The organism is Rhizobium sp. PP-CC-3G-465 (assembly GCF_004343445.1).
GTDB lineage: Bacteria > Pseudomonadota > Alphaproteobacteria > Rhizobiales > Rhizobiaceae > Ferranicluibacter > Ferranicluibacter rubi.
This window is the reverse complement of the sequence record NZ_SLYH01000001.1, coordinates 1,732,405-1,745,239: the sequence shown is the minus strand read 5'-3', so window position 1 is coordinate 1,745,239 and position 12,835 is coordinate 1,732,405. Positions and strand designations below refer to the sequence as shown.

Genomic DNA, 12,835 nt, shown 5'->3' with positions numbered 1-12,835 from the left:
CTGTCCCCGAATGCCTTTTGGATCGGACCGGCCAGGCGCCAGCCGAAATCGTCTCTGAAAATTGACTGCCCGGAACGCGTCCGCACCCGCTCGTCTGCGAGGGGCGGTCCGGTTCGCGAGGCCTCGCTATGGCATAGGCTCACAAGGCGTTCAAGCTTGGGGAGGATCAGGAACTGTTAGGACCGGTAACAAACGGTCAGTGTCCACTGTGAATGTCGCATGTTCGTCACGAAGGGGGAGAATTTCACGCGCAAGCTGTGTGAAGGGCGCGGTAAAGAGGCGTCAGAGCACCAGTCCGTCGCGCTGGCTGCGCATGAGGTCCATCAGCTTCTGGTCAGGACGCGCGCTCAGGGTCAGGCTGAGTTCGACGATCAGGGCGCCACGCTGGCCGTCGGCCGTCGGCAGGCCCTGGTCCGGGATGCGCAGCGGCCTGTCCGGGCCCGACCATGGGGGCACGACGAGCGATGCCTGTCCGGTGACGGTCGCGACCGTCGTGGTGCAGCCGAGCACGGCGTCGTGCAGCGATAGGGAGAGGGTGGTGTGCACGTCCGTGCCGTCGACGCGGAACTGCTCATGCCGCGCGACACGGATGCTGACGAGCGCATCGCCGCGGGCAATGCCCTGCCGATAGCCCTGTTCCCGCAGGCGAATGAGGCTCCCATCGCTCGTGCCGGCCGGCAGCGCCACCTTCAGCACCTGTCCGTCGGGCAGCGCCGCCGTCACGCGCCGCCTGCGGAACAGGTCCTCCACCGTCGCCACGGCCTCGCAGACGAGATCCGGAACGCGGTCGGCGGCAGGCTTTTCGCCGGCCTTTTCATGCGCCTTGTCGGATGCCTTTTCGCCGCCCTCGAGCGAGGATGCCGGCAAGATCCGGCGGAAGAGGCTGGAGACGATCTCGGCCGCCGGTGCCGCAGCGCGGGCAAGAATGCCCGGGCCGAAGGGCACATGGCTTGCCGGAGCGTCAGTGGCGGTCTCGGCCGCAGCCTCCTCCGCGACCTTCGCCTCGGCCGGTGCTTCGTTTCTCGGAGGCGGGGCAGGGCGTGCCGCCGCAGGCTTCGGGGCAGTGGTTTTCGCTGCCTCGGGCTTGCCGCCGTCCGTCCCGAAGATGCGCGATACCGCCTCCTCGGCCGTTTCCGGGCCGACGGCCTGTTCGGGTGCCGAGGGGTTGGCGCGGCGCTTCATTTCCTCCATGCGGCGCAGGTCCGCATTGCGGCGGGCCTGGTCGTAGCGGTTGCGCATCTGTGGGTCCTTCAGGACCTCGTAGGCGCGGCCAGCCTCGGCAAAGCGGGCGGTGGCGTTTGGATCTTCACGGTTCTGGTCGGGATGCACGGCCTTCGCCACGGCGCGCCATGCGGCCTTGATCTCGTCGGGGCCGGCATTGCGGCGCACGCCGAGGACGGCATAGGGGTCCTGCATCGACATCTTCATCGTTCATCCTCGTCCAGCGTTGGCCGGGTCGCCATTGCCGGTGGGGATGATGAAAAGAAGCGCCTTAAGGACAGGTTTATTGCGGCAGAACCCGGACGCATATGTGCGCAGAGGGTTAAGAAAGCCTTTGCGAAAGGGTCAGCTGCGCCGCGCAAAGCTGGTCAGCGTCCAGTCGCCGTCGCCCGTCCGGCAGGTATTGCCGTCGAACTTGGCGATGCCCTGATAGGAATGGCGCGTCGTCGTGAAACGGCGGCACACCACGCCTCCGACGGTCTGCTCCTCAATGCTGGAGATGACGCCGGCGCTGCCGGATTGCGCATTGGCCCAGGGAATGGGGTTGCCGGCGACCTCGCGCACATCGGCGGTGGAAACCGCGGTCTGCACGGCGGCGGCATCGATCATCGCGGGGCTGGGCGGGGCGGGGATGGAACCGGTGCGGACGCTGTCGACGCCGGCGGCGTCGCCGAGGCCGATCCCGTTGCCCATGCAGCCGGAGAGCCCGGCCACGCAGAGCCCAAGCGTCATCGCTCCCGCAAGGCGCGAGAAGAGCTTGGTGTCGCAGACGCGTTTTGCTATGTCTTTCACGGTCACCCTGTCGGACTGGAAATGGCTACGGTGTCGCTCGAAACGGCATGTCCGCGGCCTACATGTGAGGTCAGCATCGGCAGCCTGCATTGGAAACGGAATATGACGGAAATCCGGTTAACAACTGGTGACTTCACCGAGGAAAACGAACCCTTTACGCTGTTCGGCACCTGGCTGAAGGAGGCGCAGGAAACCGAGATCAACGACCCCAACGCCGTTGCGCTCGCCACCGTCGATCCGGATGGCCTGCCCAATGTCCGCATGGTGCTGCTGAAGGACTTCGACGCCGACGGTTTCGTGTTCTACACCAATTTCGAAAGCCAGAAGGGCAGCGAGATCCTGGCGACCCGCAAGGCGGCGATGTGCTTCCACTGGAAGAGCCTGCGCCGGCAGGTGCGCCTGCGCGGCACGGTCGAGATCGTCAGCGACGCGGAGGCCGACGCCTATTACCAGTCGCGCGCCCGCGGCAGCCGCATCGGCGCCTGGGCCTCCAAGCAGTCCCGCCCGCTCGAAAGCCGCTTCGCGCTGGAGAAAGCGGTCGCCGAGTTCACCGCCCGCCACCCGATCGGCGAGATCAAGCGCCCGCCTTACTGGTCCGGCTTCCGCATCCGTCCGGTGTCGATCGAGTTCTGGAAGGACGGCGCCTTCCGCCTGCACGACCGCATCGAGTTCCGCCGGCCCGAAACCGCCGGCGACTGGTCCAAGGTGCGAATGTATCCCTGAGGCTTCAACGGCCCTTCATCAGGCGGAAGGGAATGCCGGAGGCCAATGCCGAGACATGGCCCGGCGTCTGGAAATGCCCGTTGAGCGAGATCCGGGGCAGGGCGGTCAGGTCGGCATCGCTTGCAAGCGTGCCCGGCTGCGTCGTCACGGCGACAAGGCCGTGGCTGCCGGCAAGCTGCATGTCGCGCGAGGAGACCGCCCGCCCATCGCCATAGGGGTAGGCAAACGTCGTCGGTCGAACGCCGGTGATGGCGGCCACGGCATCGACGGACCGCACGATCTCGTCTTCGGCGTCCGCATCCGACAGCCGCGCCAGCGCCCTGTGGGTCACCGTATGCGCCCCGATCGCCGCCCCCGGCCGGCGGGACAGCACGCCAAGCCCCGCCGCATCCAGCGTCAGCCGATCGGTGAGCGACAGCGGATCGAGCCCTTCCGCGCGGGCCAGCCGGTCGATATCGGCAATCGCCGTCGCCTCGTCCCCGGCATGCACGAAATCCGCAAAGCGCGCGAACGCCGCCTGCATCTGCTGCGGTGTCTGGAGGTGCAGGCGCTCCAGCCCGGCACCGAAGTCGAAGGTCAGCCGGGGCTTCGCCTGCAGCAGCTCCGCCAGCGTCTCCCACCAGAGGCTCCGCGTGCGCTTAACGAAGCCTTCCGTCGCAAACACGGTGAACGGCACCCCGTGATGGGCAAAGACCGGCGCGGCATGGTCGAGATTGTCGCGATAGGCATCGTCGAGCGTGAAGACGGCAACCGGGCGCCGGTCGTCGCCGGCGAGATGCGCCGGCAGGTCGGCAAGCGCGATGAACCTGTAATCCTCCCGCTTCAGCCGGACGATGGCCGCATCGAGGGATTGCGGCGTGATCTCCAGATGCGCATTCGGCGAGAACATGGCGGCTACGAACGGCCGCACATGATGCAGCGTAAAGATCGCCCCGCGCCTCCGCGCGCCCCGCATCAGCCCCGCCGCGGAAAGCCCCCGCGCAACCGCTAGCCCGCCGGCAATGACACCCCTCTTGATCAACCGCTTCACGACCTGCCGATACTCCTGCTGGATGGATGACGTGACTGTAGGGCGCATGGAGTAAAGGCTCCCTGAACGACGAAAATAGATGACCGCAGGGCGGCATCCTACCTGCCTGTCACCTTTGTCGCAGATGTTCGATTGGACGAAGCCCCGCATTGCCGATACAACGTCCGAAAGGGACGAGGGACCATGCTCGTGCCGCCGAATACGGGGGATCGAGAGACCATCATGACCGAAGACAGCGCGCATTATCCGCCGGTCGATCCCATCAAGGCGGGCCTGCGCGGCCGTTGCCCGCGCTGCGGCGAGGGCAAGCTGTTTCAGGGCTACCTTGCCATGCGCCCCCGCTGCGCCGCCTGCGGGCTGGACTATGATTTCGCCGATGCGGGCGATGGTCCCGTGGTCTTCGTCATCCTCATCATCGGCTTCATCACAGTGGGTGCGGCGCTCTGGGCCGAGGTCAATTACAGCCCGCCGCTCTGGCTGCATTTCCTGCTTTGGATCCCGCTCGCCATCGTCCTGTCGCTCGCGCTCACCCGCATGCTCAAGGGCGTGCTGATCGATCTGCAATATCGCAACAATGCCAGGCCCGGCGAAATCGACCGTGGCTGAGTCTGTCCGACCGGCCGGCACGACACCCCGCCGGAGCGGACCCGTCGCCCGCCTCCTTTCCGGCATCCTCCTGCTCGCCCTTTTCGCGGCCCTCGTCGCGCTCGGCACCTGGCAGATGCAGCGGCTGCACTGGAAGGAGAGCCTGCTCGCGGCCATCGCCGAGCGCCGCAACGCACCGCCGGTGGATGTCGATGCCATCGCCGGAATGGTGGCGACCGGCGCGGATATCGAATACCGCACCGTCCGCGTCTCGGGCACGTTTCAAAACACGGGCGAGCGGCATTTCTTCGCCACCTATAACGGCCAGACCGGCTTCTACGTCTATACGCCGCTGACACTGGCGGACGGCCGCACTGTCCTGATCAATCGCGGCTTCGTGCCCTATGAGCGCAAGGAACCCGCGACCCGACCGGAGAGCCAGCGCGAAGGCCCCGTCACCATATCGGGCCTTGCCCGCGCCCGGCTCGATGCCAAACCCTCCTGGGTGGTGCCGGACAATGATATCGCCAAGAACATCTTCTACTGGAAGGACTGGACCGCGATGACGGCGGCATCCGGCCTGTCGCCAGCGCGCACGCTGCCCTTCTTCATCGATGCCGATGCGACCCCCAATCCCGGCGGCCCCAATTCAGGCAGTTTGCCGGTCGGCGGCGTCACCCAGTTCGATCTGCCGAACAATCACCTTCAATATGCGCTGACCTGGTACGGCCTTGCCGCTGCGCTGGTCGGGGTTAGCGGCCTGTTCATGTTCCGAAAGAGAGCAGAGGCGCGCGCTGACCACGCTGAACCACGACGGAGGAACCCGGAATGACACTGCTCGCCCAGATCTTCACAGGCCTCACCGCGCTTCTCCACGTCGGCTTCCTCGTGCTGGAAATGGTCCTCTGGACAAAGCCGCAGGGGCGCCGCATCTTCCGCATGACCCAAGAGCAGGCCGAGGCGACGCGGGTGCTTGCGGCCAATCAGGGCCTCTACAACGGCTTTCTCGCCGCCGGTCTCGGCTGGTCGCTTCTGGCGTCTCCGCCTGCCTTTGCCGTGCAGGTACAGCTGTTCTTTCTTGTGTGCGTTGTCATCGCCGCTATATATGGCGCGTGGTCGGTCAGTGCGCGCATTCTTGCTGTGCAGGGCGGCCCGGCGATGCTCGCACTCCTGTTCACAGTCTTGGCGTTCTGATCCCATGGAATTTCGTCCCGCTGAAAAGCCCGTTTCGCAGAAATCGGCGCTCACGATTAGACTCTGCGGCCCGCGCGGCTTCTGCGCCGGGGTCGATCGCGCCATCCAGATCGTGGTGCTCGCGCTGAAGGAATTCGGCGCCCCCGTCTATGTCCGCCACGAGATCGTGCACAATCGCTATGTCGTGGAAGGGCTGGAGGCCAAGGGCGCGATCTTCGTGGAGGAACTCGACGAGATCCCGCCGGAGCACCGCAAGCAGCCGGTCGTCTTCTCCGCCCATGGCGTGCCGAAGTCCGTGCCTGCGGACGCCGACCAGCGCAATCTCTTCTATCTTGATGCGACCTGCCCGCTGGTCTCCAAGGTGCACAAGCAGGCCATGCGCCACAACCGCATGGGCCGCCATGTCGTGCTCATCGGTCATGCCGGCCACCCCGAAGTCATCGGCACCATGGGGCAGCTTCCCGAGGGCAGCGTCTCGCTGGTCGAAACCATCGATGACGTCGATACCTACACGCCGCCCGACCCCGACAACCTCGGCTTCGTCACCCAGACGACGCTGTCGGTGGACGATACCGCCGGCGTCATCAAGCGCCTGCACGAGCGCTTCCCCAATCTCACGGCGCCCGCCGCCGACAGCATCTGCTATGCCACCACCAACCGGCAGGAAGCCGTGAAGCAGGCGGCCCCCGGCTGCGATCTGTTCCTCATCGTCGGCGCGCCCAATTCCTCCAATTCCAAACGTCTGGTCGAAGTCGCGTTCCGCTCCGGCGCCCGCCAGTCGATCCTCGTCCAGCGCGCCAGCGATATCGAATGGGACACACTCGGCGAGATCCGCACCGTCGGCCTCTCGGCCGGCGCTTCGGCACCCGAGGTGATCGTCAACGAGATCATCGAGGCTTTTCGCGCGCGCTACGATGCGGTGGTCGAGCTGGCCGATACGGTGGAGGAAACCGAAAACTTCCTCGTCAACCGCGAACTGCGCCACGTCCCCCTGACCCAGGCCGACATGGCCTTCGTCAACGGCGACTGACCAAGAGCGGCCCCGACCTCTGCATCTGCCGTCTAAGGGTGGTGCACGTCACCACACGTCCTCTCCCCCCTTGTGGGGGAGATGCCCGGCAGGGCAGAGAGGACCTTCCTTCAACCACCCACCTCAAGGGCTCACATGGCCGTCTATACCGATATCTCCGAGGACGACCTCAAGACATTCCTGAGCGCCTATGACGTGGGAGACCTCACCTCCTACAAAGGCATCGCCGAAGGCGTCGAGAACAGCAACTTCCTGCTCCACACCACCACGGGCGCCTTCATCCTCACGCTTTATGAAAAGCGCGTCGATCCCGGCGACCTCCCGTTCTTCCTCGGCCTGATGCAGCATCTGGCCGACCGCGGTCTCAATTGCCCGCTGCCGCTCGCCCGCAGGGACGGCGCTCTGCTCGGCATGCTGTCGGGCCGCCCGGCCGCCATGATCACCTTTCTTGAGGGCATGTGGCTGCGCAAGCCGGACGCCGCCCATTGCCGCGAGGTCGGCCGGGCGCTCGCCGAAATGCATGTTGCGGGCGAGGGGTTCGCTCTGACGCGGGAGAACGCCCTGTCCGTCTCCGGCTGGCGTCCGCTCTGGGACAAGGCGAAGGACCGCGCCGACGCGGTGCAGCCGGGCGTGGCCGCGGAGATCGCCGCCGAACTCGACCATCTCGAAGCGAACTGGCCGTCCGATCTGCCCGCAGGCGTCATCCATGCCGATCTCTTCCCCGACAATGTCTTCTTCCTCGGCGAAAACCTCTCCGGCGTGATCGATTTCTACTTCGCCTGCAACGATCTTTTGGCCTACGACGTCTCGATCTGCCTCAATGCCTGGTGCTTCGAGAAGGACGGCGCTTTCAACATGACCAAGGGCATGGCGCTTCTGTCCGGCTACCAGTCGGTGCGCCCGCTGACAGCTGGCGAAATCGCCGCCCTGCCGCTTCTCGCCCGCGGCTCGGCGCTGCGCTTCTTCCTCACAAGGCTTTACGACTGGCTGACGACGCCGGCAGGCGCCTTGGTGGTCAAGAAGGATCCGCTCGAATATCTCCGCAAGCTCCAGTTCCACCGCTCGGTGAACACGGCGCTCGAATATGGCCTGACGATTTCGGAACCCGACGCATGAAACACATCGACATCTTCACGGACGGCGCCTGCTCGGGCAATCCGGGCCCCGGCGGCTGGGGCGCGGTGCTGCGCTACGGCGAGACCGAAAAGGACCTCTGTGGCGGCGAGGCCGAGACCACCAACAACCGCATGGAACTGCTCGCCGCCATCACCGCGCTTACCTCCCTGAAGGAGCCCTGCGAGGTCGATCTCCACACCGACAGCAAATACGTCATGGACGGGATCATGAAATGGATCCACGGCTGGAAGAAGAACGGCTGGAAGACGGCCGACCGCAAGCCGGTAAAGAACGGCGAACTCTGGCAGGCCCTCGACGCCGCAAACAGCACCCACAAGGTCACCTGGCACTGGGTCAAGGGCCACGCCGGCCACCCGGAGAATGAGCGCGCGGATGAACTGGCCCGCAAGGGGATGGAGCCGTTCAAGGGGAAGCGGGCGGTGAAGCTGGGGTGAGGTGACGCGTCACCGCCGGATGTGCGGCAAGCCCCTCATCCGCCTGCCGGCACCTTCTCCCCGCAGGCGGGGCGAAGGGACATGCCGAGAGCACTCGCCTTCCTCCCGAAGGTCAATGGTTGGGTCTCAAGCGGCGCTCCAGCTCTCTTCTCCCCGCGCGCGGGGAGAAGGTGGCGGCAGCCGGATGAGGGGCTGGCGCGGCGCTATGTTGATGAAATAGAAGGGAAAAAGACCCTCTCTGCCCTGCCGGCCTTCTCCCCCACAAGGGGGGAGAAGACTTGGGGCTGGCCGCTCGCTACATCGAAGAAGGTGTGCGGATAAAGCTGGGTGCATCCCGCGAGTCGTCTCCCCCCTTGTGGGGGAGATGGCCGGCAGGCCAGAGAGGGTCTTTTTAAACCCCCTCCACACCCCTCAGATCTGCTCCAGCATCGTCGCTGCCGAAGACACCGTCGCCTGTCCCGGGCTTTCCTCGATGTTGATAGTCTTCACCACACCATCATCCACCAGCATCGAATAGCGCTTCGACCGCACGCCGAGCGTGCCGGCCGAGAGGTCGATATCCAGCCCGAGCGCCTTGGTGAAGCCGGCATCCCAGTCGGAGAGGAAGTGGATCTTGTCCATGCCGCCGGAGGCCGTGGCCCAGGCGCCCATGACGTGGATGTCGTTGACGGCGACGACGGCGATGTCGTCGATCCCCCTGGCGAGGATCGCGTCGCGGTTTTCGAGATAGCCGGGCAGGTGGTTGAGCGAGCAGGTGGGCGTGAAGGCGCCGGGGACGCCGAAGATCACGACGCGCTTGCCGGAGAACAGGGCGTCCGTGGTCACTTCCACAGGGCCGTCAACGGTCTTTTCCTTGAAGGTCGCAGATGGAATCTTGTCGCCGATCGAAATGGTCAAAGGGAATATCCTCGCTCAGGGAATGGGGGGCTTCAGGGAATGGGCTCTGATGACGGCGCGAAGCGCAAGCAGCGCGCCCCGTGGAACATCCGTGCGCCGGACAGGCGCAGAGGAAAGATATAGATTTTCAGGGCTTGAAGACAAGCGGCGTTTCGATGGCCCTGTTCTCGGACCCCATCCGCACGCTGATCGTCGCGCGGATCGCGCCGTCCGCTGGCCCGCCCGCGCTTGTCAGTGGCAGTTTCGCGGCGATCCGCACGTGTATCAGGCCGTCCGCCCCGCTCCGGCTGTCCATGTTCCGGCTGTCTACGGGATGGAAGACATAGCCGGAGGGCGCCGCGAGGAACACGTCTAAGAGCGCCGCACCCTCCGGCAGCCTCACGGCCAGCGCGATCTCGTGCGTCTGCGCATCGAAGGCGGCATGCACCACGTCGAAATCCAGTGAGGGGGCTGCCGGCAGGGCGGCGAAGGCGGCGCGCACGCGGGCGGTGTCCAGCGGGTTGTCGGCAGCATCGGCGGCAAGCGCAAGGTCCAGCTCCGCCTGCACGGGAATGCAGATGCTCTTGCAGATGCCGAGGAAAACGGACGCTTCCAGCGTCAGATCCTTGCCGGTATCGCTTTTGAGCAGAAGCGGGAAGGAGACGGGCCGGTCGTAGCCGGTATATTCGAGATCGCCCTCCGCAAACCGTTTGGGCGGCGGCAGCCGCAGGCCTGAATAGACGAGGCTGCCCGCGCCCGGGCCTTTCCCGGTAATGGTCACCTCCGGCGGAATGCCGCTCGAGCCCGGGTCCGTCCAGTAGGTTCGCCAGCCCGGTTCCAGCCGGATTTCCAGCATGGCCGGCAGCGTTCCGTCCGCTTGCTGCGCGCCGGTGACCAGCCGGATGCCGCCGCCGACGGTCTCCACCCAGGCGCTGCGCGCCGCAAAGGCCGTGCCGCCCGATGCTGCGATCGCGAAAAAAAACACGGTGGCCAGGGTTGCCACGCGTGCCGAAAACGTCAAACTCTGCGGTGTGAGGCGTTCGATCATGGGCAAAGCCATAGCGGTTTTGGCAGAGTCGGAGAAGATCGGCATGATGCGGCGGCTCGGAATGTCGTGCAACTTTTCTTGAATGCGCGATGCAATAATCGACCCGGGTCGATGGAACGATTGGCGGGACATCGGCTTCGACAGGTGTGACGGCCGAGCTGTCATCCCCAAGGGCACCCGCAGCGCCGGCATTCGGAAAACCAGAAAACGGCAGGCATCGAAAAGGCGGGACAGACCTCAACCGGAACAAGGGCAAGGCACCATGATGGCGACATTCCAGAAAAACCGTGAACGGGGCATGTTGGACGGGCAGTTCCTGATTGCCATGCCCAGCATGGTCGATAGCAACTTCGCCCGTACGGTCATTTTCGTCTGCGCGCATTCCGACGACGGCGCGATGGGTTTCATTCTGAACCGGCCGCAGCAACTCACCTTTCCGGATGTGCTCCTGCACCTGGAGATCGTCGATCGCCTTCAGGCGATCCGGCTGCCGGAGCGGACGCGGGAGTTCCAGATCCAGACCGGCGGTCCCGTCGAGACCGGTCGCGGCTTCGTGCTTCACTCCGACGATTACCTGAGCGAATCGAGCATCCCCGTCAGCGACGACATCTGCCTGACGGCGACGCTCGATATCGTGCGCGCCATCTCGCGCGGTGCGGGCCCGTCCCGCGCCATGATGATGCTCGGCTATGCCGGCTGGGGCGCCGGCCAGCTGGAGGCCGAGATCGCCAACAATGGCTGGCTGACCTGCGCGGCCAACGAGGACCTGATCTTCGATCGCGACCTCGGCGACAAGTACGATCGCACCCTTGCCGCGATGGGCGTCGCCCCCGCCATGCTGTCGATGACGGCCGGTCACGCGTAACGGCGTGTCCGCTATCTACCCTGATCAAGGCGTTGCTTTCTCGATTCCTGATGAACAAATCGCGGAACATTTTGTCCGACACCCCGTTTTGAAGGCAAGCGGCACAGCAATAAAGCAGCCGCCTCAGTGACAGGGAGTTACGCACATGGGTAGCATTTCCGACAAGGTTTCCGGTCTCGCCAACGAGGCAGCAGGCAACGTCAAGCAGGGCGTCGGCAAGATGACCGACAACGAGCGTCTGCAGGCCGAAGGCAAGGCACAGGAAGTCAAGGGCGAAGTCCAGCAGGCATCCGGCAAGGCCAAGGACACCGTAAAGGGTGCCGTCGATCGCCTGTAACAAAGTTTTGCTACGGCTCTGTCCGTAGCGATCAGGTGCGCAACCGTTGCCGTCCTGACGGGTTCAACTGGATGGCGACGTGCGCCGAATGCCCGCTGTGCCTCGTGCCGGCGGGCATTTCCTCGTCTGACAGTCGGAATCGCGCGATAGGCGGCATCGTCAGTGAAAACGGATGGCCATCGCTTCAGGCAACATAATATGTAGGGCAGCGAAAACAGGATGTTCTGAAAGACGCCGGCGCTGCGGAGCCACAACAATCAGATGCCATTCGCAGGGATGGCCCCAGGGACGAAACGACTATGAAGCTCTTTACGTGCAGCAATTGCGGAAATTCCGTGCATTTCGACAATCGAACCTGCGTGAATTGCGGATCGCGCCTCGGTTTCGAGACAGAGTCCCTGAGCATGAAGGCGCTGGCTCCGGCCGGCGGCGATCAGTGGACCGTGATCGGCAAGACCGATACCGCCGTGCGCTTCTGCGCCAATGCGATGAACGACATCTGCAACTGGCTCGTCCCCGCCGGTAGCCAGAACACCTATTGCGTGGCCTGCAGCTACAACCACATCGTGCCCGTCACCGACAATCCGGAAGGCGTTCAGCGCTGGCAGAAGATCAGCCAGGCGCAGCGTCACCTGTTCTATTCGATCCTGCGCTGGAACCTGCCGCGCCCGGGCCGCGATGCCGATCCGCAGGGCGGTCTGGTGTTCGATTTCCTCGCCGACGAGGTCGATGCCAACGGCAACGTCATCCAGGCCGCGATGACCGGCCACGAAGACGGTCTGATCAGCCTGCGCGCCGCCGAAGCCGATGACGCCACGCGCGAAAGCATCCGCGTCTCCATGGGCGAGCCCTACCGCACGCTGCTCGGCCATTTCCGCCATGAGATCGGCCATTTCTACTTCGCCCAACTCTGCCGCGACGAGGAAACGCTGACTGAAGCCCGCATCCTCTTCGGCGACGAGCGCGAGGACTATGCGGCAGCCTTGCAGCGCAACTATGAGCAGGGCCCGCCGGCCGACTGGCAGAACCGCTTCATCTCGACCTATGCCAGCTGCCATCCGTCTGAAGACTTCGCCGAATGCTGGGCGCACTTCTTCCACATCGTCGACACGCTCGAAACCGCCCGCGCCTTCGGTCTCTCCACCGATCCCCGCCGCCACCAGGAAATGGCCGCCGAAGTCGATTTCGACCCCTACAACGCTCAGGATTCGCAGACCTTGGTCGATGCCTGGGTGCCGCTCAGCGTCGCGCTGAACAGTATACAGCGCTCCATGGGCCAGACCGACAGCTACCCCTTCGTGCTGTCGATCCCCGTGGTCCAGAAGCTGGAATTCCTCAACCGGCTGATCCACAAGGCCGGGCAGGGACAGCTGACCATGTCCCAGCCGCCGATGCAGACGCCGGCTGCGGCCTGAGGGTTTCAGGTTTGAGATACGGAGCGCCCTTCCTTGGAAAAGGAGGGGCGTTTTTCTGTTTTGGGGTGCGGGTTTGTGGGTGGAATTTTGAAGAAAGACCCTCTCTGGCCTGCCGGCCATCTCCCCCACAAGGGGGGAGAGGACGGGG

General features: G+C 64.8%; 15 protein-coding genes. 10 read left to right on the top strand and 5 right to left on the bottom strand.

Annotation, left to right across the window (positions count from 1 at the left end):
• Positions 1 to 282: 282 nt before the first annotated feature.
• A complete protein-coding gene (locus C8J33_RS08210; protein WP_165929760.1) occupies positions 283 to 1,428 on the bottom strand; it encodes a DnaJ C-terminal domain-containing protein in 1,146 nt (381 codons plus the stop codon).
• A 138-nt stretch (positions 1,429 to 1,566) separates the two neighbouring features.
• A complete protein-coding gene (locus C8J33_RS08205) occupies positions 1,567 to 2,013 on the bottom strand; it encodes an RT0821/Lpp0805 family surface protein (protein WP_245507090.1) in 447 nt (148 codons plus the stop codon).
• A gap of 102 nt (positions 2,014 to 2,115) precedes the next feature.
• On the opposite strand from C8J33_RS08205, the gene pdxH reads away from it, so the two are divergent.
• The gene (gene pdxH / locus C8J33_RS08200) at positions 2,116 to 2,736 is read left to right on the top strand and encodes a pyridoxamine 5'-phosphate oxidase (RefSeq protein ID WP_132663680.1); all 621 of its coding nucleotides are present in this window, start codon (positions 2,116 to 2,118) and stop codon (positions 2,734 to 2,736) included.
• 4 nt (positions 2,737 to 2,740) lie between these two features.
• On the opposite strand, the gene C8J33_RS08195 is transcribed toward pdxH, so the two are convergent.
• On the bottom strand, positions 2,741 to 3,814 hold the full coding sequence (locus C8J33_RS08195) for a polysaccharide deacetylase family protein (RefSeq protein ID WP_132663679.1): 1,074 nt from the start codon (positions 3,812 to 3,814) through the stop codon (positions 2,741 to 2,743).
• A gap of 174 nt (positions 3,815 to 3,988) precedes the next feature.
• Here C8J33_RS08195 and C8J33_RS08190 point away from each other — a divergent pair, with 174 nt between their 5' ends.
• From C8J33_RS08190 to rnhA, 6 genes are all read left to right on the top strand, one after another.
• Entirely contained in the window at positions 3,989 to 4,372 is a 384-nt protein-coding gene (locus tag C8J33_RS08190; RefSeq protein ID WP_110800118.1) for a DUF983 domain-containing protein, read from the top strand.
• Positions 4,341 to 5,183: an SURF1 family protein gene (locus C8J33_RS08185; RefSeq protein WP_132663678.1), complete on the top strand. Its 843-nt coding sequence runs from the start codon at positions 4,341 to 4,343 to the stop codon at positions 5,181 to 5,183. Before C8J33_RS08190 ends, C8J33_RS08185 begins: the two co-directional genes overlap by 32 nt.
• Complete coding sequence (locus C8J33_RS08180) at positions 5,180 to 5,545, top strand: DUF1304 domain-containing protein (protein ID WP_132663677.1); 366 nt, start codon at positions 5,180 to 5,182, stop codon at positions 5,543 to 5,545. The genes C8J33_RS08185 and C8J33_RS08180 overlap by 4 nt, the downstream gene beginning before the upstream one ends.
• Before the next feature lie 4 nt (positions 5,546 to 5,549).
• On the top strand, positions 5,550 to 6,575 hold the full coding sequence (gene ispH / locus C8J33_RS08175; protein ID WP_132663676.1) for a 4-hydroxy-3-methylbut-2-enyl diphosphate reductase: 1,026 nt from the start codon (positions 5,550 to 5,552) through the stop codon (positions 6,573 to 6,575).
• Between the two features lie 135 nt (positions 6,576 to 6,710).
• On the top strand, positions 6,711 to 7,691 hold the full coding sequence (locus C8J33_RS08170) for a homoserine kinase (RefSeq protein ID WP_132663675.1): 981 nt from the start codon (positions 6,711 to 6,713) through the stop codon (positions 7,689 to 7,691).
• On the top strand, positions 7,688 to 8,146 hold the full coding sequence (rnhA, locus tag C8J33_RS08165) for a ribonuclease HI (protein ID WP_110726677.1): 459 nt from the start codon (positions 7,688 to 7,690) through the stop codon (positions 8,144 to 8,146). Before C8J33_RS08170 ends, rnhA begins: the two co-directional genes overlap by 4 nt.
• A 411-nt stretch (positions 8,147 to 8,557) precedes the next feature.
• On the opposite strand, the gene C8J33_RS08155 is transcribed toward rnhA, so the two are convergent.
• Together C8J33_RS08155 and C8J33_RS08150 are read right to left on the bottom strand one after the other, a co-directional pair.
• Complete coding sequence (locus tag C8J33_RS08155; protein ID WP_110799847.1) at positions 8,558 to 9,043, bottom strand: peroxiredoxin; 486 nt, start codon at positions 9,041 to 9,043, stop codon at positions 8,558 to 8,560.
• A 127-nt stretch (positions 9,044 to 9,170) separates the two neighbouring features.
• Entirely contained in the window at positions 9,171 to 10,070 is a 900-nt protein-coding gene (locus C8J33_RS08150) for a protein-disulfide reductase DsbD domain-containing protein (RefSeq protein ID WP_132663674.1), read from the bottom strand.
• Positions 10,071 to 10,335: 265 nt separating this feature from the next.
• Here C8J33_RS08150 and C8J33_RS08145 point away from each other — a divergent pair, with 265 nt between their 5' ends.
• The 3 genes from C8J33_RS08145 to C8J33_RS08135 all read left to right on the top strand — a co-directional run bounded on the left by C8J33_RS08145 (position 10,336) and on the right by C8J33_RS08135 (position 12,687).
• Positions 10,336 to 10,935, top strand: a complete 600-nt coding sequence (locus C8J33_RS08145; RefSeq protein WP_132664501.1) for a YqgE/AlgH family protein — start codon at positions 10,336 to 10,338, stop codon at positions 10,933 to 10,935.
• A gap of 145 nt (positions 10,936 to 11,080) precedes the next feature.
• On the top strand, positions 11,081 to 11,272 hold the full coding sequence (locus C8J33_RS08140) for a CsbD family protein (protein WP_092932552.1): 192 nt from the start codon (positions 11,081 to 11,083) through the stop codon (positions 11,270 to 11,272).
• 299 nt (positions 11,273 to 11,571) lie between these two features.
• Positions 11,572 to 12,687, top strand: a complete 1,116-nt coding sequence (locus C8J33_RS08135) for a zinc-binding metallopeptidase family protein (RefSeq protein ID WP_132663673.1) — start codon at positions 11,572 to 11,574, stop codon at positions 12,685 to 12,687.
• Positions 12,688 to 12,835 lie beyond the last annotated feature (148 nt).

Coding starts and splice junctions, on each gene's coding strand:
- C8J33_RS08135 (WP_132663673.1), top strand. CDS start 11,572: ATGAAGCTCTTTACGTGCAGCAATTGCGGAAATTCCGTGCATTTCGAC.
- pdxH (WP_132663680.1), top strand. CDS start 2,116: ATGACGGAAATCCGGTTAACAACTGGTGACTTCACCGAGGAAAACGAA.
- C8J33_RS08185 (WP_132663678.1), top strand. CDS start 4,341: ATGCCAGGCCCGGCGAAATCGACCGTGGCTGAGTCTGTCCGACCGGCC.
- ispH (WP_132663676.1), top strand. CDS start 5,550: ATGGAATTTCGTCCCGCTGAAAAGCCCGTTTCGCAGAAATCGGCGCTC.
- C8J33_RS08140 (WP_092932552.1), top strand. CDS start 11,081: ATGGGTAGCATTTCCGACAAGGTTTCCGGTCTCGCCAACGAGGCAGCA.
- C8J33_RS08145 (WP_132664501.1), top strand. CDS start 10,336: ATGGCGACATTCCAGAAAAACCGTGAACGGGGCATGTTGGACGGGCAG.
- C8J33_RS08210 (WP_165929760.1), bottom strand. CDS start 1,428: ATGAAGATGTCGATGCAGGACCCCTATGCCGTCCTCGGCGTGCGCCGC.
- C8J33_RS08150 (WP_132663674.1), bottom strand. CDS start 10,070: ATGATCGAACGCCTCACACCGCAGAGTTTGACGTTTTCGGCACGCGTG.
- C8J33_RS08170 (WP_132663675.1), top strand. CDS start 6,711: ATGGCCGTCTATACCGATATCTCCGAGGACGACCTCAAGACATTCCTG.
- C8J33_RS08190 (WP_110800118.1), top strand. CDS start 3,989: ATGACCGAAGACAGCGCGCATTATCCGCCGGTCGATCCCATCAAGGCG.
- rnhA (WP_110726677.1), top strand. CDS start 7,688: ATGAAACACATCGACATCTTCACGGACGGCGCCTGCTCGGGCAATCCG.
- C8J33_RS08195 (WP_132663679.1), bottom strand. CDS start 3,814: ATGCGCCCTACAGTCACGTCATCCATCCAGCAGGAGTATCGGCAGGTC.
- C8J33_RS08180 (WP_132663677.1), top strand. CDS start 5,180: ATGACACTGCTCGCCCAGATCTTCACAGGCCTCACCGCGCTTCTCCAC.